The organism is Mycobacterium sherrisii (genome assembly GCF_002102355.1).
GTDB classification, from domain to species: Bacteria; Actinomycetota; Actinomycetes; order Mycobacteriales; family Mycobacteriaceae; genus Mycobacterium; species Mycobacterium sherrisii.
On the sequence record NZ_LQPT01000084.1, the window covers coordinates 127,958 to 148,226 of the forward strand.

Annotated in this window: 16 protein-coding genes and 7 pseudogenes; 8 read left to right on the forward strand and 15 right to left on the reverse strand. The window is 65.1% G+C overall.

Features of this window, described 5'->3' with window-relative positions; all coding sequences use genetic code 11:
• Nucleotides 1–46: 46 nt before the first annotated feature.
• Nucleotides 47–339, forward strand: a pseudogene (locus AWC25_RS27850) (diguanylate cyclase); the annotation flags it as partial.
• Nucleotides 340–513: 174 nt separating this feature from the next.
• Here AWC25_RS27850 and AWC25_RS17430 read toward each other — a convergent pair.
• The 4 genes from AWC25_RS17430 to AWC25_RS17450 all read right to left on the reverse strand — a co-directional run bounded on the left by AWC25_RS17430 (nt 514) and on the right by AWC25_RS17450 (nt 4,972).
• On the reverse strand, nt 514–1,254 hold the full coding sequence (locus AWC25_RS17430; RefSeq protein ID WP_085167171.1) for an SDR family NAD(P)-dependent oxidoreductase: 741 nt from the start codon (nt 1,252–1,254) through the stop codon (nt 514–516).
• 420 nt (nt 1,255–1,674) lie between these two features.
• Complete coding sequence (locus AWC25_RS17440) at nt 1,675–2,001, reverse strand: STAS domain-containing protein (protein ID WP_069400637.1); 327 nt, start codon at nt 1,999–2,001, stop codon at nt 1,675–1,677.
• Complete coding sequence (locus AWC25_RS17445; RefSeq protein ID WP_372513585.1) at nt 2,001–4,565, reverse strand: SpoIIE family protein phosphatase; 2,565 nt, start codon at nt 4,563–4,565, stop codon at nt 2,001–2,003. The genes AWC25_RS17440 and AWC25_RS17445 overlap by 1 nt, the downstream gene beginning before the upstream one ends.
• A gap of 68 nt (nt 4,566–4,633) precedes the next feature.
• A complete protein-coding gene (locus AWC25_RS17450; protein WP_142278904.1) occupies nt 4,634–4,972 on the reverse strand; it encodes an SHOCT domain-containing protein in 339 nt (112 codons plus the stop codon).
• Between AWC25_RS17450 and AWC25_RS27855 the strand changes: the two are divergent.
• Nucleotides 4,961–5,533, forward strand: a pseudogene (locus tag AWC25_RS27855) (ATP-binding protein); the annotation flags it as partial. The gene AWC25_RS17450 and the pseudogene AWC25_RS27855 overlap by 12 nt on opposite strands.
• Before the next feature lie 18 nt (nt 5,534–5,551).
• On the opposite strand, the gene AWC25_RS27945 reads toward AWC25_RS27855, so the two are convergent.
• The 5 genes and pseudogenes from AWC25_RS27945 to AWC25_RS17475 form a co-directional block, all read right to left on the reverse strand.
• Nucleotides 5,552–5,872 carry a WXG100-like domain-containing protein gene (locus AWC25_RS27945; RefSeq protein WP_462982162.1) on the reverse strand — a complete coding sequence of 107 codons (321 nt, stop codon included), beginning with the start codon at nt 5,870–5,872 and terminating at the stop codon, nt 5,552–5,554.
• Nucleotides 5,873–5,930: 58 nt separating this feature from the next.
• On the reverse strand, nt 5,931–6,926 hold the full coding sequence (locus tag AWC25_RS17460; protein ID WP_085167173.1) for an ERCC4 domain-containing protein: 996 nt from the start codon (nt 6,924–6,926) through the stop codon (nt 5,931–5,933).
• 52 nt (nt 6,927–6,978) lie between these two features.
• Nucleotides 6,979–7,299 (reverse strand): annotated as a pseudogene (locus tag AWC25_RS17465) (integrase core domain-containing protein); the annotation flags it as partial.
• Nucleotides 7,300–7,306: 7 nt separating this feature from the next.
• Nucleotides 7,307–7,739 (reverse strand): annotated as a pseudogene (locus AWC25_RS17470) (IS30 family transposase); the annotation flags it as partial.
• A 433-nt stretch (nt 7,740–8,172) separates the two neighbouring features.
• Nucleotides 8,173–9,768: a GMC family oxidoreductase gene (locus AWC25_RS17475; protein ID WP_069400643.1), complete on the reverse strand. Its 1,596-nt coding sequence runs from the start codon at nt 9,766–9,768 to the stop codon at nt 8,173–8,175.
• Between the two features lie 378 nt (nt 9,769–10,146).
• Between AWC25_RS17475 and AWC25_RS17480 the strand changes: the two are divergent.
• Nucleotides 10,147–11,509 (forward strand): annotated as a pseudogene (locus AWC25_RS17480) (IS21/IS408/IS1162 family transposase).
• Nucleotides 11,510–12,262: pseudogene (istB, locus tag AWC25_RS17485) on the forward strand (IS21-like element helper ATPase IstB); the annotation flags it as partial. It lies immediately after the preceding pseudogene.
• Here the strand turns inward: istB and AWC25_RS27460 are convergent.
• The gene (locus tag AWC25_RS27460; RefSeq protein ID WP_232327381.1) at nt 12,249–12,515 is read right to left on the reverse strand and encodes a hypothetical protein; all 267 of its coding nucleotides are present in this window, start codon (nt 12,513–12,515) and stop codon (nt 12,249–12,251) included. The pseudogene istB and the gene AWC25_RS27460 overlap by 14 nt on opposite strands.
• Nucleotides 12,516–12,641: 126 nt before the next feature.
• Nucleotides 12,642–12,770: pseudogene (locus tag AWC25_RS27860) on the reverse strand (helix-turn-helix domain-containing protein); the annotation flags it as partial.
• On the opposite strand from AWC25_RS27860, the gene AWC25_RS17495 reads away from it, so the two are divergent.
• Nucleotides 12,723–13,193 carry a GAF and ANTAR domain-containing protein gene (locus tag AWC25_RS17495; RefSeq protein ID WP_244899533.1) on the forward strand — a complete coding sequence of 157 codons (471 nt, stop codon included), beginning with the start codon at nt 12,723–12,725 and terminating at the stop codon, nt 13,191–13,193. The pseudogene AWC25_RS27860 and the gene AWC25_RS17495 overlap by 48 nt on opposite strands.
• Before the next feature lie 46 nt (nt 13,194–13,239).
• Here the strand turns inward: AWC25_RS17495 and AWC25_RS17500 are convergent, their stop codons facing one another.
• The gene (locus tag AWC25_RS17500) at nt 13,240–14,793 is read right to left on the reverse strand and encodes a GMC family oxidoreductase (RefSeq protein WP_244899534.1); all 1,554 of its coding nucleotides are present in this window, start codon (nt 14,791–14,793) and stop codon (nt 13,240–13,242) included.
• Nucleotides 14,794–14,941: 148 nt separating this feature from the next.
• Between AWC25_RS17500 and AWC25_RS17505 the strand changes: the two genes are divergently transcribed.
• The 3 genes from AWC25_RS17505 to AWC25_RS17520 all read left to right on the forward strand — a co-directional run bounded on the left by AWC25_RS17505 (nt 14,942) and on the right by AWC25_RS17520 (nt 17,527).
• The gene (locus AWC25_RS17505) at nt 14,942–15,499 is read left to right on the forward strand and encodes a TetR/AcrR family transcriptional regulator (RefSeq protein ID WP_232327383.1); all 558 of its coding nucleotides are present in this window, start codon (nt 14,942–14,944) and stop codon (nt 15,497–15,499) included.
• 266 nt (nt 15,500–15,765) lie between these two features.
• Nucleotides 15,766–15,930, forward strand: coding sequence for a hypothetical protein (locus AWC25_RS27030; RefSeq protein WP_169717141.1), 165 nt, complete (start codon nt 15,766–15,768; stop codon nt 15,928–15,930).
• Between the two features lie 601 nt (nt 15,931–16,531).
• Entirely contained in the window at nt 16,532–17,527 is a 996-nt protein-coding gene (locus tag AWC25_RS17520; RefSeq protein WP_069402951.1) for an AraC-like ligand-binding domain-containing protein, read from the forward strand.
• 461 nt (nt 17,528–17,988) lie between these two features.
• Here AWC25_RS17520 and AWC25_RS27865 read toward each other — a convergent pair whose 3' ends face one another.
• From AWC25_RS27865 to AWC25_RS17540, 3 genes are read right to left on the reverse strand one after another with little or no spacing between them, the layout of a single operon-like run.
• Nucleotides 17,989–18,549 carry a hypothetical protein gene (locus AWC25_RS27865; protein WP_425320231.1) on the reverse strand — a complete coding sequence of 187 codons (561 nt, stop codon included), beginning with the start codon at nt 18,547–18,549 and terminating at the stop codon, nt 17,989–17,991.
• Between the two features lie 39 nt (nt 18,550–18,588).
• On the reverse strand, nt 18,589–19,434 hold the full coding sequence (locus tag AWC25_RS17535) for a glycosyltransferase family 2 protein (protein WP_069402953.1): 846 nt from the start codon (nt 19,432–19,434) through the stop codon (nt 18,589–18,591).
• The gene (locus tag AWC25_RS17540) at nt 19,431–20,261 is read right to left on the reverse strand and encodes a glycosyltransferase (protein ID WP_244899535.1); all 831 of its coding nucleotides are present in this window, start codon (nt 20,259–20,261) and stop codon (nt 19,431–19,433) included. The genes AWC25_RS17535 and AWC25_RS17540 overlap by 4 nt, the downstream gene beginning before the upstream one ends.
• Nucleotides 20,262–20,269: the final 8 nt, after the last annotated feature.

Here is a 20,269-nt window from a genome sequence, read left to right on the forward strand (position 1 = left end):
CCTCGAAAATATTCGGCGGCGAGCAGGCGGACCCTACCCCACCAGCCGCAGGCTGCACCCGATCGGCGCGATCGGAAATTACCGGGCAGATGAGCGTCAGCGATCCGAGCAAGAGGTCCGCTTACTGCAAGCGCTGGCGGATTCGACGTCGATCGCCATGGAGAACGTCCACGTGTACGCCGAATTGGAACACCGGGTGCGCGACCGCACCGCGGCGCCGCAGCAGGCAAACGAGGAGATTCGTCAGCTCGCCGTGACCGACGCGATGACCGGGCTGACGGACCGGCGCTGCTTCTATCTGCTGCCGAGCAAAAGCTACGGGGGGCACATCACAACGGCCCTATCGGCTTGCCGCCAGCCATCGGCGTGGTGCGGCGCCGGCGCACGGAGCGGGCGCAACCGTGGACGAATTGCTCACCCGGGCCGACGAGTTGATGTACGACGAAAACAAGACCAGCGGCAATACCCGTGCATGAACCGGCGTTACGCCAATCCCCGTGCAGCACAATAGTTTCAGCCGGCACCCTTGCCATTGTCGACTCGGTAGACGGCGCCGTGGATGGCAGACGCCGCATCGCTGGCAAGGAACGCGACCACGTCGGCGACTTCGCGGGGCTGCATCATGCCGCGCGGCGCGGCTGTCCGCATGATCAGGTCGTAATTGGGATCTTCGGGTGGGCGGAACCCTTCGAGTTGTGGCGTGAGCATGCCGCCGGGACATACGACGTTGACGCGCAACCGATCCGCGGTGTATTCCACTGCCAGCGCGCGGGTCAGCCCGATGAGCCCGTGCTTGGCGGCGCAGTATCCGGCCGAGTACGCCTGGCCTTCCACACCGGCGATGGAGCTGACGTTGATGATGTTGCCCCCGCGCTCGAGTAGGTGTGGCAATGCGGCCCGGCATAGATAAAACGGGCCGCTCAGGTTGACCGCGAGATCTTGTGTCCAGTCGTCGTCCGTCATCGATTCGGTGCGACGCATCTGATGTTTCCCGGCGATGTTGACCAAGACATCCAGGCCGCCGAACTCCTCGACGCACCGCTGCACCGCGTCCTGACATTCCCGCGGCGAGGCTATGTCCACCGACGCGTGCGCACCCGACCGCACATCGGCGAACACCTCGGCCAACCGTGCAGTATCGCGGGCAATCCCGAAAACGGTTGCACCGTGGCGAGAAAACAGCCTGGCTGTTTCGGCGCCAAGGCCCGAAGACGCACCCGTCACCAACGCGACCTTGCCCTCTAGCGAAGTCATAGCAGTCCTCACCCATCTCGTCACGACCGCATCCGTGCGACACCCACTCGCAAAAACTCAAGCGGCACAACGGCTCTCGGCCCCATGCTGGTTACCACGTAGCGAAGTACGCGCTCTGCCCGGAGGCGCTGCCGAACCCGCCGTGCGGTGAGCAGCACGAGCAAGCTAAACACAAGCCGGCCCAGTGCGACACGACTCGTGCGCTGCTGCCAGCTCAGCGCCGGCGAGCTGGCCCGTCGGCCGGCGTAGTAGCCCAGGCACGCCGCGGCGGCCAGTGCGCAGATCACCGCAAGTACTGCCATGGTGATGAGCGTCCTGTCCCACTGTCGCGGGCAGGTCACGAACCAGATACACCTCAGCTAAGTCGGCCGGGTTGTCTCGGGGGATGTCCGGGAACATCTGAGCCCCGAATGTCGGGTGTCAGTCCTGTGTCGGCGCCGGCGCGGGTTCGACGGTGACCAATTCGGCTAGGCCGCTGACGGTGAGGCTGGTCATCAACAGGCGGTGAGCGATGACCCGAATGTGGTCCGCACGGTTGAACAGGGCGTTGATTGCCGCGCTGTCCAGGTACTCCACCCCGCTGAGATCTACCACGAGCGTCTCCCCGCTACTCGCGGCCGCAGCCGTGGCGGCACCAAGCGCCTGGTCGAAAGCGTCGATGTTGCTCAGGTCGATTTCTCCCGCCGCCACCAGCGTGAGATTGCCATCGTCGGAGCGCACAGTGTCCAGGGTGAGCGATGTCGCCATCATGCGATCCTCACCGATAGCTGAACCTTGGTGCCCTCAGGGTCCGGGTTAATGGTGACGTCGTGCATGAGGCCGCGCATCAAAGCGATGCCGCGGCCGCGGTGCGGATTGGCGGCGGGTTGCGGAGTTTTCCACGAACCCGTGTCGGTGATGGTCAGCTGCACCTCGTCGACCAAAGCGGTGGCGTCCAGAGCGATGGTGCCCCCTGGTGTGTGCCGGTGGCCGTGCTCGATGGCATTGGCGACGGCTTCACCGGCGGCGATGAGCACGTTCATGGTCTGATCGGGATCCAGTCGGGCGCGGCTCAGCCAACTGCGCAGCGCACGACGAACCGGGGCGAGATGGCTGACGTCGGCCGGGAAGGTGAGTTCCAGCGGAGCCGGATGCCGATAAAGCAGCAGCGCGACGTCGTCCTGGTAGCCGCTGCTGGGCGCGAGCCGGGACATGATCTGGTCGGCCAGTTCGTTCAGCGGCGACACCCTACCGTCCTGCACCAGCGCCGCGGCCCGATCGATGCCTTCGTCGAGTGACTTGCGGCGACGTTCGACCAGACCGTCGGTGTAAAGCAGCAGTGTCGAGCGGGCCGGCACGATCAGCCGGGCCTCGGTACGGGCGCGATGGGGGCGTATCCCCAACGCGACGGAGTGGCCGTCCTCGAGCATGCGGGTGCTGCCGTCGGCATCGACCAGGATGGGCGGTGGGTGCCCGGCACTGGAATACACCAGCTCACCGGTGTCGGGATTGAGCACGGCGCACACCGCGGTGGTGCATTGGGCGCCGGGTAGCCGGGCGGCGAAGCGGTCGAGGCCCTCGAGGGCGGCCGCCGGGCTGGGGTTGTCGAACAGCAGTGCGCGGCAGGCGCTGCGCACCTGGCCCATCACCGTGGCAGCGGCCAGACCGTGGCCGACGCAGTCGCCGACGATCAGCGCAATGCGTCCGTCGTCGAGGTCGACGACGTCGTACCAGTCACCGCCGACTTGCAGCGGGCGGGTCGCGGCCTGGTAGCGCACCGCGAAGCCGTGGGGCAGCTCGGCCGGACCGAGGATCGCGTGTTGCAATGCCAGGGCGGTCTCGCGCTGCTGGTCGACCTGATAGACGCGTTGCAGACCCTGTCCGAGGCGGCCGGCCAGCACGGTGAGCAAGGTCTGGTCTTCGAGGGTGAACGGCCGCTTGTCGGCCAGTTCGATCCAGACGACCAGGACGCCCTCGGGGTGCTGCAGCGCAATGGCCGCCGTCCCGGGCGTGCTGATGTTCGGGGTCAGCAGGTCCCCGTCGCGCAATGCGGCGAGCATCCGCCGCGTTTCGTCCGGCAGGTCGGTCCACCGTGTGGGCTCACCCACGGCCACGAGTCCTGGTGCGCCAGAGTCGGTTTCGGTTGGCGAACCAAGGCCGGCCCTGCGGGTAGGGAACGTCAGCGCCAGCACGCGGCGGGCCCGCCACAGCCGACGCAGCTCCTCGGCCGCGGCCGATACCGCGTCCTCGACGGTGTCCGCCTGCGCGAGCTCCTGGTTGAGCGCGTGTTCTCGGCCCGCCGCCAGCGCCAGGGCGATCGCGGCGTGTCGGGCGAAATCACTGACCAGCTCTAGGTAGTCACTGCTGAACCTCGGCTGTTGCGGGTCTCGTGCCACCGCGATCACTCCGAGCACTGCACCGTCGGCTACCAGCGGCATGACGATGGCCGGGCGCTCACCCACATCGGTGAAGCCCTCGATGGGGTACTGGAAGGAATCGGTGATCAGCGGTTCACCGCGCCGAGCCACCCCGCCGGTGGTCGAACCGTCCATCGGGACCTGGCGACCGATCACTTGCGACGCGTAGCGCCCCGCGGTCGCCGCCACGATGAGGGAGGCCACCTTGTCGGTCGGCAGATCGGGCTCGCTGGGAACCAATAGGATGGCCTGCTCGGCACCGGCCAGTTCGAGCGCCAGATTCACGATCAGCTGCAGTGGACCGGTCTGCGGGTCACCCGACAGCAGCGCGGTCGTGATCTCCCGGCTGGCCTTCGTCCAGCGCGCCGACTCGCGTTCACGTTCAAACAACCGCGCGTTGTCGATAGCGGCCGCGGCCGCCGTCGCCAGCGCCCGCACGGCGTTCTCCTGATAGTCGGTGAACACCCGGTCCGGCCGGTCGTCCGCGAGGTACAGGCTGCCGAAATCGGCCGCTCGCACGGTGATCGGAATTCCGAGCAACGCCCGGACGGAGGGTACGTGCACATGCAGTCCAGTGGCCTGCGGATGGGCACTCACATCGTCGAGGCGGATGCCCTCGCCCACTGGCAAGTCGCCCAGCCGCTGTGCCGCGTCGTCGTCGATGCCGGTATGGACGAAGGAGGCCAGGGTGCCGTCCGCCGCCCGGATGCCCAGCGCCCCGTACGGAGCGCCGGTCAGCTCCATGGCTGCGCTGACGACACGGCGCAAGGTGACCTCGAGGTCCAGGTCAGAACCGATCTCGACGATGACGCGCACCAGGTGAGCCATCTGATCGCGAGCCGCCACCAGCTCGTCGACTCGTTGTTCGGATTGGCTCACCGGCTCGCGCTGTCCGTCGTCCGGATCGTTGACCACAGACATAAATGTAGTTGGTCGGGTTCACGGCGACCCCGGACGTTGCACGTGAGCACCCCGCGCGTCGGTCACTGGTTGCCGAGAAGGCGTTGCTTCTGCGCAACGAATTCCTTGTCGGTCAACACCCCACGGTCGCGCAGATACCCGAGTTTGTCCAGCAGGTCGGTGATCTCGTGCATGTCGACGGCCCTGCGGCACGGCCGTCCGGACGACCATTCGCCCTGGTCAACGGCTGTGCCCCCGGCGGGTGCCAGTACGCCGGGGTGCCGGGGCGCAGCCTCCGGCGCGCCGCGGCCCGGCAGCGCCAGCAGCGGGCCGTTGCCCAGCACGGGCGTGCCGCCAAAACGGCCGGAACTCGGCGCACCGGGCGGGGCGGAGCCGTTGCCCGGGGTGGATTGGATCCACAAATGCAGCTTCAGGCCTGGGATGACACCGCCTCGGTCAGCTACGACCGCCAACTATGGACCGAGCTGACCTCGCTGCGGTTTCTGGCCGACGCCTACAACGTGCTCATCATGGGACCGGTCGGAGTCGGAAAAACGTTCCTGGCCAACGCATTAGGCCACATCGCCGTGCGGCGTCACCACAGCGTCCATACCGAACGCGCCGACAAACTGTTCAAACGCCTGCGCGCAGCACGGCTAGACGGCAGCTACGAAGACGAGATGCGCCAACTGCACCGCGTCGAGCTGCTTATCATCGATGACCTCGCGTTGCACCGGCTTGAGGCCACCGAGACCAACGACTTCTACGAACTCGTCGTGGAACGCCACCGCAGCGCATCAACAGTCATCACCAGCAACCGCGAACCACCGGAGATCCTCACCATGATGGCCGACCCGCTCCTAGCCCAGTCGGCGATGGACCGGCTCCAATCCGCGGCCTACGAACTCGTCGTCGAGGGCGAGTCCTACCGGCAACGCCAGAAACCCCGTCCTCGAAAGCCGGTCAATTCGGACCAGCCGAATCGACCAGCAGCCAGGTCATCAGTCACCACCACCCCAACGGCCAGCAACCGGAAACAACCGGTCCCATGCCCATGGCAAAACGGTGGTCCCATCACCCTGGCAAGCGACAGCAAACACCCCCGCCGCCGCATCCGCCGTCTGACCCGTCAACGACGACGACACCTGCGACTGCGCCTGCTGCAACGCCGCATCCGACAATTGCTTGACCGCACTGTTCCAATCGCCCGCAAGGGCAAACATCGCCGTCTCATCGCCCTTAGGCCACTGCTGCCCCGTCAAATAGGCAACCCGCTGCAACTCCGGCGGAATCTCAATACCCGGGTTTGATGCACACCTCATTTCGTGTGACCGGTGTGCTTCCCGATCTGGTGGTGAGCGTAGTACGCGGCCGTCGACGCTAGGTTCGGTTCGAGGAGTTGGTGTCGTACCAAGCTGCCCAGATCTCGGGGCGGAGCCGGCCGCGGTCGGGTACCGGTAAGCCGGTGCTGCGAGCCCAGGCGCGGACTTCCGCGGTGGATGGTCTGGGGGCTGCGGGTGCCTGGTCGAGATGGGCGATGTCGACTCTGATCGCTGAGATGCGTTGCATGGCAGCTTGTTCGGAAGTCGCCCATGCGTTGGCGGCGGCGAGGAACCGGTAGGTCCATTCCTCGGCGAGCTGGCGGCTCTCGCAGAACACGACGGGCACGTTCGGCCAGCGGATCTGGAGCTCGGCGAGTCCGTCGGCGACCATCGCGGGACGTACGCGGTCAAGCTTGAACAGCTGCGAGTAGCGATCCTCGATGACTACCGCCGCCCGCGGGAGCGCGGCTAGGTCGCCGACCTGGTAGCGCAGCTTGCCGCCGGTGAGGCTGGCTACCAGATCGACCAGTGACTTGCGTTCCACGCTGGCGACCAGCTGACCATCGACGACGATCCCGTAGTCCCCGCACGGCAGCGCCCGCTTGACCGTGGTGACCTGCTGCGTTGCGAACCGGTAGGCGTACTGCTCGTGGCTGTCGACAACGATCTGCAGTTCCTCGATGCCGTGCGCGCGGGCGGTCGGGGTGCGTACGTTCGGGCGCGCCTGCTTGCGGGTGCGCGGCGACTGCCAAAACACCACGTCGCGGCCACGAGCCTGGGTGAACACGAGCTGGGAGCGGTTCTGCCGGGACCGGTCGGCGATCACATCGATCGCCGCGCCGCGCCGAATGCACGACCGAAGCGACACTCGTTCAACGATCACCGGATCGTCGGGCCACTCGTCCAGCGGTACCGGGTAGGCGAACAAAGCCTTTTCCCGCGGCCAGGTCCCCGACGTGCGGAACAGCAGGTCACCGCCAGGGAGCGGGACCCTCAGCAGCAACCTCAGCCGGGATTCGTCGTCCGGGTTGACCGCGATCAACAACTCCGCCACAAGTCCCGAGTCTGCCATCGGTGTTCGCTGACACACCCGTCGCGATCCGAGCCTACGGACGGCTGAGGGGGTCGCCGGCTTGCAGCCGGGCGTAGTACTCGGCCTCGGCTTCGGCTGGCGGGCGGCGGCCAAAGCGGTGCATAAGCCTGGTGGTGTTATACCAGTGCACCCACGCCGGGGTGATGTTCTCCAGGTCGGCGAGGGTGCGGATCGGTCCGGTGCGGAAACGGGAACCCTCGCGCACGCACTCGGTTTTGTAGAGCCCGATCGCCGTTTCGGCCAACGCGTTATCGAGGGCGTCCCCTACGGTCCCGACCGACGGGACCAGTCCCTCCAGCATCAGAGTTTCGGTGAAATGCATTGCAGTGTATTGGGCGAGTTCAATCGGTCGATGCAACACCGGGTTGTTGGAGCGAGTGTAGCTGCTGTGCAAAGACTTCGGCGGGAGTCTTCCAGTCGAGGACCTTGCGGGGTCTGTTGTTGAGCGTCAAAGCGACCGCCTCAAGATCTTCGGCAGACCATCGTGATAGGTCAGTTCCCTTCGGAAAGTACTGACGCAGAACACCATTGGTGTTCTCGTTTGTGGGCCGCTGCCACGGAGAGTGCGGGGTGCCAGAAAAACACCTTCGTCCCGGTATCGAACGTGAACTGAGCATGCGCGGCCAACTCTTTGCCGCGGTCCCATGTCAGGGTCTGACGCAACTGCCCGGGCAGCTGCGCGAGCGATGCGACCAGGGCGGCATTCATCGCCTCGGCGCCGTAGCCGCTCAACGCCGGCCCGTTCTTCACCGGCGGCGCCAGCCCCCACCCCTCGGTTGCGTCCACCAAGGTGGTGTACGAGTCGGGACCGCGAGTCTGCACGTCGCGACGCCCTCGGTTCTGAACGCCGCATCTCTAGGTGCAATCACGTCGAGGGGCTGGACCTCAAAGTCGAGAGCAGCGGTCGTCGAAAGTTCTCCCGTAGCATCGACAAACGCACCTAGACGTTGGGGGTGTAATCGAAGCCGGCTGTGCCCCGGCATATTTCACGGCCACCACAGTCGATCGCCGTACCAGGCAAGGATATCGTCGGGGGTCGGTGCGTGACCATCTGCCCAATCGTCTCGACATGCGCCCAGGAGGCCTTTCCCACCGACGCTGACGAAATACCCGTGCCCAAAACTGGGTGGTCGCGCACCCGAAATAAACAGCTCACGCGGCGACAGACAGTGAAGAAAGTCACCCGCAGGATAAGACACAATTACGCTCAGCTTTTGGTGATGAGATCTGCTGCTTTGGCACCAATGAGGATACTCGCCGCGTTGGTATGGCCACGGATGATGGTGGGCATGACGGAGGCGTCAGCGACACGCAGTCCCCGCACACCTCGGACCTTGAGTTCGGGGGTGACGACACTGTTGGGATCGCTGCCCATTCGGCAGGTACCCACAGGGTGGTAAAGGCTGTGGGACTCGTTGTTCAGCGCCCTCTCGAGATTCGCTTCACTCGTATCGTCCGCACCGAGGGGACGGGCAATTTTGCCAAGCACACTGTTCAGTGACGGCGCATCGGCGACTTTCGCGCAAATCCGTAAGCCTTCCATGATGGCGGCGCGGTCCCTTCCACCGTTGTCGGAAAGATAGCGAGGGTCAATGACGGGCTTGGCTTTCGGATCGGGCGAACGCAGCGTGATGCATCCGGTGCTGTGCGGCTTGGTCAGGATCGATCCCATGGTGACCGCATGCCCGTAGGGTTCGCCAAGTCCTGCGTCGAACAAGGGGCCAGGCCCAAACAATAACTCCAGGTCAGGCAGAGCCATTCCGGCATTGCTGCGGACAAACCCGTAGGCTTCGGCAGCCGGTGAAGACAGCATGCCGCGACGTCGAACCAGATAGTTGAGGATCTGACGGGGCTTCCCCGCCCCAAACAATGTGTCGGCGTCTACTTCGAAGCCGAGAACCGCCACTAGGTGATCGCGCAAATTCTTCCCAACCTGCGGTGCATGATAGACAATATCAATACCGTGGCGAGCAAGTTCTTTACCGTTGCCGATGCCCGAAAGCATAAGCAGCTGTGGAGAATTGATTACCCCTGCCGATAGGATTACCTCGCGCGTGGCGCGAACGAACTGGATTCGGCCGTCGATTTCGCATTCCACGCCAACCGCCGCGTTGTCGAGGACACGCACTCGAGTTGCGGTCGCATTGAGGACCAGGGTGAGGTTGCGCCGCTTTAGGGCGGGCCGTAGGTAGGCATCGGCTGTACTCCATCGACGGCCCCGAAGCTGAGTAACCACTGCTTGACTAAATCCGTCAGGCTGCGCAAGATTGGGGCGCTCTACCGAAAAACCGCACTCCTGCACCGCTTTCAGCCAGGCCGCCGTTAGGCGATTGGGGCTGCGCTGTTCGGAGACGTACACAGGCCCGCCCGCGCCTTCATCCGGTTCGCGCGCGCCTTGGACGCTCTCGATACGCCGGAAGTATTCGACGACTCGATTGAACGACCATTGCTCCCCGGCGCACTGCGCCCATTCATCGTAGTCAGCCGCGAACCCACGCACCCACATCGTGGCGTTGGTCGACGACGATCCGCCCAGGGTCTTGCCGCGCGGCCAATGGATGCACCGACCGTTGAGCCCAGACTGGGGCTCAGTCAAGTAATCCCAGTCGATTTCGCTGCGGAACAGCTGAAGCCAAGTCACCGGCGTGTGGATACGCCGATCGGTGTCTTTGGGTCCGGCCTCGAGCACCACCACGCGATTACGCGGATCGGCGCTAAGCCGTTCCGCGATCACCGAGCCGGCCGATCCCGTACCCACCACAACGTAGTCGGCCGCGATGAGGCTGGAAATGTGGTTATTCATCTCTTCACCAACTCCAATGCTTGCTGCTGGTTGCCACGAGTCATCAGGCGGGTCTAACATCGGCTTTTCCGATACAACGTCTCTGGTTGTGAATGCCGCGGCGGTCTGATCACCACTGTGGACCCGACCGAGCGGCTTCGCTTGTTCACGCGCGTACGGAATTTGCATTCTTGCGACCACGTATCGGACTGTGACAACACCGCCCGCAAACCGCGGTGCGTAGGCAACCCTCAAGGAGTACTGACCGCGCTCGCTGAAATTCCCCACTGACGCTCATCGAAATTCCCCACCCGTGCGGCTGCGCCGAGAAGGGCGGGCCTCCCTCGAAGCTGCTGGTGTCTGACGCCAGCAGCTCCACCGAAGGAGGCCCGCTTTCTCATGCTCACATGGGAGGACGATGTGGAAGTACATGCCCTACACAAACGTGGTTGGACGATCTCGGCGATCGCCCGCCACACCGGTCACGATCGCAAGACGGTCCGCAAGTATCTGGCCGGTGACGGCAAACCCGGGGTCCGCGCCCGGCCCGACCCGGACCCGTTTGATCCGTTCGTCAACTACGTCACCGCCAGGCTGAGCGAGGACCCACACCTGTGGGCCCGCACTCTGTTCGACGAACTCGAGGAGCTGGGATTCGGGCTGTCGTATCAGAGCCTGACCCGCAACATCCGGACCCGGAATCTGCGGCCGGCCTGTGAAGCCTGCCGGACCGCCACTCAGCGCCCGAACGCGGTGATCCCACACGCCCCGGGTGATGAAAACCCAGTGGGACTGGCTGGAATTGCCCGACCCACCGCAATCGTGGGGGTGGGGCAAGACCGCTCACCTGTTGGTCGGCTCACTGGCGCATTCCGGGAAATGGCGCGGCTTCTTGGCGCCCTCGGAGGATCAGCCGCATCTGGTCGCCGGCCTCGACCGGGTGACCCGCGGACTCGGTGGACTGACCCGGGTGTGGCGGTTCGACCGGATGGCCACCGTGTGTGACCCCGGCAGCGGAACGGTGACCGCATCGTTCGCCGGGGCGGCCAAGCACTACGGAGTGTCGGTGGCGATCTGCCCGGCCCGGCGCGGCAACCGCAAGGGCGTGGTCGAGAAGGTCAACCACACCGCCGCGCAACGCTGGTGGCGCACCCTGGCCGACGACACCACCGTCGAGCAGGCGCAGGCCAGCGTGGATCGCTTCGCGGCGGTCCGCGGTGACACCCGGCTGCGGGCCACCGCTGATGGCCGCTCCTCAGTCGCCGTGGTGGCCAAAACGGAGCCCCTGCAACCGGTGCCGGCGGTGGCGTATCCGGTGATCGTCGCCGAGGCCCGCACCGCCTCGCGCCAAGCGATGGTGTCGTACCGCGGCAACCGCTACTCGGTACCCCCGGAACTGGCCGCCGCCCAGGTGGTCGTCAGCCATCCTGTCGGTGGACAGTTTTGCGACATCGCCACCATGAGCGGGATTGTGATCGCCCGGCACCGGATGGCTGCCGACGGGCTCGGGGTGATGGTGCGTGACAGCGGCCATGTCATCGCCCTGGACACCGCCGCGACGGCCACCGCCACCACCGGACGCCCGCACCGCCGCAAGGAACGCATCCCACCCGGCACCGCGGCCAAAGCCGCTGCCGCACAACTCCTTCAAATCAAGCAGCCATCCACCACTGCCATTGAAACATCAACTCCGTCAACCAATTCCACCATCATCGATCTGTCTGCCTACGAGCGGGCCGCCCAGAACAGGACCATCCAATGAGCGCTGCCCACGGTGCTGGACCAAGCCACCGCCGAGAACCTGTCACTGGCCGTCGCGTTGGAGCGACTGCTGGCCGTCGAAGTCGAGGCCAGCACTGCCCGCCGACTGGCCGGCCGGCTGCGGTTCGCCTGCCTGCCCACCCCGGCCACGCTGGCCGACTTCGACGTCGATGCCGCCGCCGGGATCGACCGCAAACTCATCGACGAGCTGGGCACCTGCCGCTACCTGGAGTCAGCGACCAACATCTTGCTCATCGGGCGGCCGGGTACTGGAAAGACGCACTTGTCGGTCGGGCTGGCAAGGGCTGCAGCACATGCCGGCTACCGGACGTACTTCACCACCGCCGCCGATCTGGCGGCCCGCTGCCACCGTGCCGCGATCGAGGGACGCTGGGCCACCACCATGCGCTTCTACGCCGGCCCAACGCTGCTGGTGATTGATGAACTGGGCTACCTTCCGTTGCCCGCCGAAGCCGCATCAGCGTTGTTTCAGGTTGTCTCCCAACGGTATTTGAAAACCAGCATCGTCATCACCACCAACCGCGGCGTGGGCGCCTGGGGTGAGATCCTCGGCGACACCACCGTGGCCGCCGCCATGCTCGACCGCCTACTGCACCGTTCCGTGGTCATCAACCTCGACGGCGAGTCCTAACGCCTTCGCGACCACCACGCCGCCGCGGAAACCCTACACCGGACCGCCACCGGCACCCGCCAACAACTACCAACAACTACACTGACCGCTACTCACAGGTGAGGAATTTCAGCGAGCATAGCCGGGGATTTTCGATGAGCGCCGTCACAGGCGGGCGGCAGGGATGAACACGGCTGCGAGCCTGCACGCCAGGCTTCTCGTCGGCACTGAGCACGTAGTCGTTCTCACCCAACGGCTCGCCGTCGAAGACCCGCGCATAGAGATCGAGCACCCGTGCTGCTTTGATGGCAAAGTGCGGGTCACGCGGGGAGATCCAGGACCGATGTTGCCACGGCTTGAGCGCGTCAGCGCTCAAGCCAGCGACGCACTGTAGAGGCTGACACCGACTCGACCACGCCGCGCCGCGCGGCCTCAACCGCCAGGTCCGGACAGCTCCACTTGGCCAGTGGCACATCGCTTTGGTAGGCAGCTCGCAAGCCAGAGCCTTTACTTCGACCACCGCCGTCGCCGAGAACCGGCGGGGCCGACCGGGACTCGGGCGGTCCCGTAGACCATCGATGCCGTGTTGCCAAAACCGGCGCCGCCATGCCTCAGCGCGCTGCGGGAACACCGCACGATCGTGATCAACGACATGGCCGTCGAAACACGATGGCCGGCGTTCTGTGCGGCAGCCACCGACTTGGGCGCCCGCACGCTGCTGTCGTTCCAGCTCTTCGTCGTCCAACAGAACTTGGGCGTGCTCAACCTGTACGGCGACCGCGGCGGCGCATTTTCCGAAGAATCCATTGTCATCGGCGGATTGCTGGCTCAGCACGCGTCGGTGGCACTCATGGGCGCGACCGCCGAAGCGCAATTCAACGATGCCTTGAACACTCGTGACATCATCGGCCAAGCCAAAGGCATCATCATGGAAGGCTTCAACACCGATTCGGTGGCCGCCTTTCAGCTGCTCTGCAAGCTGTCCCAAGAGACCAACTTGAAGCTCGTCGAGGTCGCCCGCAAGCTCGTCGCGAGCCACGGCGACTCGAGCTGATGGTAACGGCTTACCGGCATGATTGCCCGCTCGTGCGAGTCACCCACTACATCCCATGCGCCGATTTGATGAATTGCGCTGCGCGCTCGCCGATTACAACGCAGGGCGCCATGGTGTTGGCGGTGGTGATGCGGGGCATGATCGAGGCGTCGGCAACGCGGAGGTTTTCGATGCCGTAGACGCGGAGCTGTCCGTCCACCACCGACATCGGGTCGCGACCCATCTTCACAGTTCCGCAGGCGTGCCAGTACGTGCAGACGGCGTCGCGCAAGTACGCTTCCAGTCCGTCGGCCGTCAGGTCGCCCGGCATGACCTCGCGCGCGACGAAGGGGCGTAGCTCGGCGGAATTGCCGATCTGCCGCAGGGTTTCGACACACGCGATCGCGGACTTGAGGTCGTCCGGATGCGCCAGAGCGTTGGCCTCGATCCGCACCGGGTCGGTGGGGTCGGGGCCCGACAGCGATACCTGCCCACGGCTTTTCGGATGCGTCGGTGCTCCGAATAACGTCCAACTGTTCTGTGGCAGCCCATATTTGGCGATGGCTTCCGGTGTTGCCTTGGGGAAGGGGCCCAAACACGCAAACAGGTCGGGTTCGTCGTCTTCGGCGAACCCGGAATCCCAGAACAGTGCGGCCTCGGCGCGAGCTTGGGCATGGATTCCTTGCGGGAACTCCCATACGCAGTCAATGCCGTAGTGGTCGTGGAAGTTTCGGCCCACACCGGGCAGGTGCTGGCGGACCCGGACCGCGATGCGGCGCAGTTCGTCTTGGTTTCCGATACCGGACAGCATCAGCACCTTGGGGGTGTGGACGGCGCCCAGGGAAAGGACGACCTCGGACCGGGCGGTCACGCGGCGCATCGCCCCACCGTGAACGACCTCGACGCCGGTGGCGCGGTTGGCCTGGAAGGTCACGGCCGTCACGAGCGCGTGCGGCACCACCGTGAGGTTCGGTCTGGCGAGGAACGGGCCGAGGTAACTACGGAATATCGACTGGCGCTTACCGTCTCGGCAGCGCAGATCGATGAGGGCGGCGCCGCGGGTGTCTTCCATCAAACGGCCATTGGGACTTGGGAAGGTCGGGATTCCCACTGCGCTGGCCGCCTGCACCGTCGCATGGGTCACGCCGTGTGGCTCCTGCACAGGTTCGACGAACAGCAACCCACCGGTACCGCGGTGATCCGGTTCCCCCGTACCGTGCCAATCCTCAATCCGTCGGTACAGCTGAAGGACCCGCTCGTAGCCCCAGGCCGGCTCACCGGACTCGGCTGCGAAATGGTCCCAGTCGCTGCGGTGTCCGCGGGCCCAGATCATCAGGTTGATGCTCGACCCACCACCCAGGACTTTGCCCATCGACAAGGCGATCGAGCGGTGGTTTAGTCGTGCGTCGGCTTCCGAGGCAAAGGCCCAGTCGCGTTCGCTGCCCAGGTTCGTCGGCCACTGGCTCGCCTCGGTGACGCTCGGTAGCTCGTCGCTACCGCCGGCTTCCAGCAGCAGAACCGTCACGTCGGGGTTTTCGGCCAACCGGCGAGCGATCACCGAACCCGACGACCCAGCCCCACACACGACTAAGTCGTAAGAGACATCCCACCACGCACCCACGGTCGGTCTCCTCTTCTCGGTTGCTGTCACCCTAATAGGCCAACCGACATACTTAGTCGGTTGTGGCCGAATGAAAACACGCATAACCAGGAGAAAGAAACTATGTAGGATGAGAGACATGGCCAGGCGAAGTGACAGCAAGGAGCGAATGATCACGGCGGCTCGCCGGCTGTTCCGGGCCCACGGCTATGCCGGTACGGCCTTGTCGGACGTCGTCGCCGAGAGCGGTGGTCCACGCGGTTCCCTGTACTTCCACTTCCCGGGCGGAAAGGAAGAGCTGGCAACCGAAGTGGCACTGCTACATGCGGCCGACGTCATCTCGCAGGCCAACCGCACCGCCGGTGCGACCCACACCGCCGCAGAATTCGTCGCCGGGTTCCTCGGGCACATCCGGGATAGCTTTGTCGCCAGCGATTACACCCAAGGCTGCGCCGTTGCGCCCATTGTTCTGGAGGCCACGCCCGTATCACAGCCGCTGAGCGAGGTCACCCGACGCGGCTTCGGCGACCTCATCGCGACGGTCGCTGCGCGCCTGGAAGAGAAGGGCGTCGGGCATGAGCGCGCGCGCGAATTGGGCAGCCTGCTTTTCACAACGATGGAAGGGGCGCTCATCGTTGCCCGGGCATTGCGCAGCCCCGAACCGTTTGACTCGGCCATCGCATTGCTGACCGGGTGCGCACAAGAGTCCGTCAACGCGCGCCAGTAGGCTCGGACTGCCCCCGCGCCCGTGGCCGCCGACACGGCGGCAACGCAAAGTCTGACCCTTCGCGCCGGCTTGGATAACCTATCCGCAGACGATCGGGCCGTGGTCCTTGCCGAACAATGCGAAGGTTGCCTTGCGGAGAATGCGTGCGACGAGTGGCGGGCTCGCCGAGTGGCGGGGGAGGACCAGCAAATCGACGACCTAGTACCGGTGGGCACACCGATCGATTTGGACAACTGTGCCCGGGAACCGATTCACACCTGTGGGGCTTGATCGCCTGCCTCCACTACGCTGGCCTGCATCTGCCGCCGTTCGGTACCCGGGCTGCGGTCGAGTTCCTGGGGTCGACGTTGTCGATGCGCCTCGTCGATCGGTTCGAGGACGACCACTTGCACAACCGGCTGGCCGAGCAGGCGGTACTGGGCAAACTCTAAGAAGACGACAACACACTCGACGGGCTCAAGTCCTCGCCGAGGACTCCCGCAGGGACTGGTCCGACCGGAGGGATCGCATCAGCAGCGTAGACCCGTCGCAAATGTCGACAGCGACCGATCTCCGCGGCTTTATCTGCAGACCGCTCAGCTGGGTGCTGCCCTTGCGTCTCACGGGGCCTGTGATGAATGCCACCTTGCCTTCGAGTTGCACAGCAAAAACGCCGCGAGAACTGGCGTCGTTATGCCAATTGAAGTAGTTCGTGCCGTCAGCTTTCAGTTGCGCACGGAGTCGGATGACCTGAACAGAGGGATAGTATTGAATACGTTCGCTTTGTCGGCCGCTAGTCATGGAGGTTGAGGCATGCCTCGAGGTGGGCCGACTGCTCTCTGGGTGGTTATGTATTGCGACCATAGCGCCGCATTAGTTATGGCGACGCCCCAGCGTTTATCCGCAGAGGCAGGGTTAAGGGCGTGAGGTGAAGGCCAACACACAGTCGCTGTCGACGGTCGCTGTGCAGCCGACGGCCAGGCCGAACGGGGGGCGGCGAAACGCCTATTCGATTGAGGCCGTGGATATCTGGGATATCCGGGAGGTCGGTTCGTGACTTGCTGTGATTGCCTGGGCACGGAGCAGCTGGAAGCGCTTAATGAGTTCATTTCGCAGCGACTGGCCCCGATGGAGGTGTCGACTCCGCATATTGAGAGCTTTCGCGCTTGGGGGCGCGCCGCCGATCTCGGCGTCGTGCAATTGACCAATCTTTGGGTCCGCAATGCGTTCGTCGCGCGGCGCACCAGAAAGCTCGTCGCCAGCGGTCCGGACCACCTGAAGGTGATTGTGCAGCTGAACGGTACTTCCTGCGTTTCGCAGGGTGGCCGCGAGGCCGTTTTAGCGCCTGGCGACTTCGTTCTGTATGACACGAGCCGCCCGTACCAGATAGTCAGCACCGGGTCCTCAAGGATGCGTGCCGTGACATTTTCGCGCGACGCGTTGCGGCTGGCCCCGTCACAACTGGAGCGCGTTGCAACTCATCCGATAAGTGGTCGCCACGGCTTGGGACTGGTGGTGGCACAGTATCTTTCGAATATCACTCGACAGGTCGACGCCGGTGGACGTTCCTTCTCCTGCCATTTGGCCGATGCTACTTTGGATCTACTCGCAGCGTTGTTCACCGAGCGGCTGGATGGCAGCGGGGAAAGCAACATCAGTGACGGTAAAATCGGCTTGCTATTCCGTGTTCGGGCCTACATCGAGCGGCGACTTGGCGACCCACGCCTGGGTGTCGCCGAGATCGCTGCGGCGCACCATATTTCCATACGCTCCCTGCAGAAGCTGTTCGAAACCGACGGACAGACGGTAACTGGTTGGATACGTACCCGGCGGATCGAGCACTGCCGAAGGGATCTTGCCAACGCCTCGCTTGCAGGCCAGTCGGTTGGCTCGATCGCCGGCAAGTGGGGACTGGTGGATCCGGCACACTTCTCACGACTGTTCAAGTCGACGTATGGGTTACCTCCGCGTGAATACCGGGCCGGCGCACTGGGCTTGACATCGGCTGGGATCGGCTCGAACGCGCGGGCCCAGGTGCAGCAGTCATAGCAGTAATGTGGCATCTTGTACAGTTCCGCATATAATCGAATAAGGTCGTCGCTCCGGCGTAGTCGGTGGCGCTGAAAGTCACGGACGAAGGGCGACCCACCCAGGCGTCGGGGCCTCGTTTAAACCTACCCCCAACTTTGGGCCCAGAGACTAGTGGTCACGCCCGTTGGTTCGTCGGGGTTTGGGTCCAGGCGGTTGGCTCGTTGAGATAGAGGCCGCAGGCGCAGTCGAGGGCTTCTTCGGGGTATCCGCTGGGTAGGACGCTGTCTTGGTAGCCGTTGCGGCTGGCGAGATGGATCGCGAAGCCCCAGCTGTTGGCTGAACCGCCGTAGCGCAGGCGAAACAGCGGCAGTGTGGTGCCGTTGCGCAGCTGTCCGTTGACGTAGGCGAAGCCACCGTGGTGGCGGCCGGCCAGCTGCGGCCAGCGTTGGTTGGCCCTGGCTTTCGGGTCTGCCGCACGATCAGGTGACAGTTTCGATCACGCGGCCTGACTGGCCGGTGTGGTCATGATGGCTTCGAATTCGATGGGGGTCAACCGGCCGAGCCCGGCTTGCCGGCAGCGGCCGGTGTCGAGCGACAAACGGTCTATGTCGATATGAAGCTGTGATCGGATTGTTCTTTGTGATGGGTAGCGGCGGCTGCTGCTGGCCCGCGCCGGTCGAGTCAGCGGTGAGCACCGCGAGGTAGTGCGCGCGCGGATCGTGCTGGCCGCCGCTGACGGCGCGTCGAACGCCGCGATCAGCCGGACCCTGGGTGTCTGTGAGGACACCGTTCGTAAGTGGGCCCTCATTGAGTTCGGATTGCAGCGCGTCGAGTTTGCCCACCAGAGGATGGCTGGGAACTCGGGACTCCACTGCGCGGTCGTGAATCAGTGATATTCCGACCCAGCGGGCACCGGGCACGATCGCGACAGCACCGTCGACTATTGCCTGCAGCGTCGCCTCAGTGTCTTTCTGATTCTGCATCTCGATGGCAAGCGCGCCCAAGACTTGTGCAAGGCCGCCGCCGGACTCCGGGACCACGTTCTTGACAATAACCCGGCGACATCGGATCGGCCCGCGTCACGCCCTTCGTCGGTCAGCGTGCTGCGGACGTCCTTCGGCCCCGCGGACGATGAGACCGTCCGCCTCGAACGCGGCAAGCCAGCCTTCCATGGGCCACCACCCCCATCGCTGGTGAAAAATTGCCGCGTTGCGCAGGATGTCGTCGAGGTGCTGAGTCGGCGGATCCGCCGTCGGGTGGAATTGGTGGAACGCATGAGCACCTCCCACCCAGCGCATCGGCACCTGCCGCGCGGCCGCGCACTGGCCGAAATCGGTGTCTTCGCCGCCATATCCGCGATATCGCTCACAGAACCCGCCGATCCTTTGCCAGGTGGTCGCGGTCAGTGCGAACGAGAGCGACCAAAACAGCGCATACTCGCGCGTGTCCACGACCTGCCCGTCGGGCGGGTCCGGCCGGGCAGGATGCGGATTACGTTGCGTCTCAAGCTCGCTCATCGCGTAGCCCTGCGGTCCCGGCGGCGCCAGATAGGTGACCGGACCGCACAACAGAGCATCGGCGTGTTCGGGCTGGGCCGCGGCGCGGCGATAGCACTCGATCATCCGCGGACTCGGGATGCAGTCCACATCGAGAAACACCAGCAGTTCGGCCGATTCGCGCAGGGCGGCGGCGGCCCCCTGATTGCGGGCGGCGGCCATCGGTAGCGGCTCGCCGGCATCGAGTTCAACGACCATCGCGCGCGTGTGTTCCGCGGCAACGATGTCGGGGACTCGCGGATCACCGAGTGCGACCACCACGTGCAGGTCGGGTGGCGGTCGGCTCGACGCCAATCCGCGCAGCTGTCGACGCAGGTGGCTGCCCCGTCCGCGCACCGCGGTGATCACCGCGGTTTTCCGGGTTTTCATACCGCCGCCAACGTCGCGTGGTGCGCCGCGGTCGTCTCGATCGCCCGGGCGGCGCGCGCCGCCGCCCCCTGGACCTGCCAACGTTGCCAGTCGCGCGACTCACTGGACAGGGCGCGCAGCAGCACGTCGGGCCATTCCCGATCGTCGGGCCATCCCGGCAGCACGGTCGCGAGCCGGTGTCGTTGCAAGGCCGTTGCCGTGGCGTGTTGTTCATCGAATGGCCGGGGCTGGGGTATGACGACGGCGGGACGGCCGGCGGCCGCGATATCGGCGATGCAGCTTTGTCCCGCGTGCGTGACGACGAGGTCGGCAGCACAGATCTGGGGCCACGGGTCGGCAACCCAGCCGCTGGTGCCGCCGAGCACCGTCCACGTCGTTCCCGCGCAACGCGGCGCGCCGGCACTGGCCCCATCGAAATCCCCATCGGCCCCGCCCAGAACGAGGACGCGGAGCTGCTGGTCAGACCGGATGGCCGCGCGATCGCGTCCCTCGAAACGGCTGATGCCTCCGACATAACTCGTCTTGGCCGCGTGCGGGCGCAACCAGGACGGCTCGTCGACTTCGCGTGGCCAGGCGGCCACGATGTGATCGGCAATGCGATGGACGAGTTCGTGCGGGCCATCGGTACGGTTGCCCGGCAGGGCCATCACGATCACCGGGACACCGAGCAGACGAACGAACAACGCGAGTTCCACGGAGACATCGCTCACGAATGCCCGCGGCTGTTCCGCCGCCACCCAACGAGCCACGGCATCCATGCGCGCCCCGTATCCGGCGTCGTGATGGGGCGCCCAGTGCAGGCCGCCGTGCGCCGTGGGATGACACACTCGCTCTG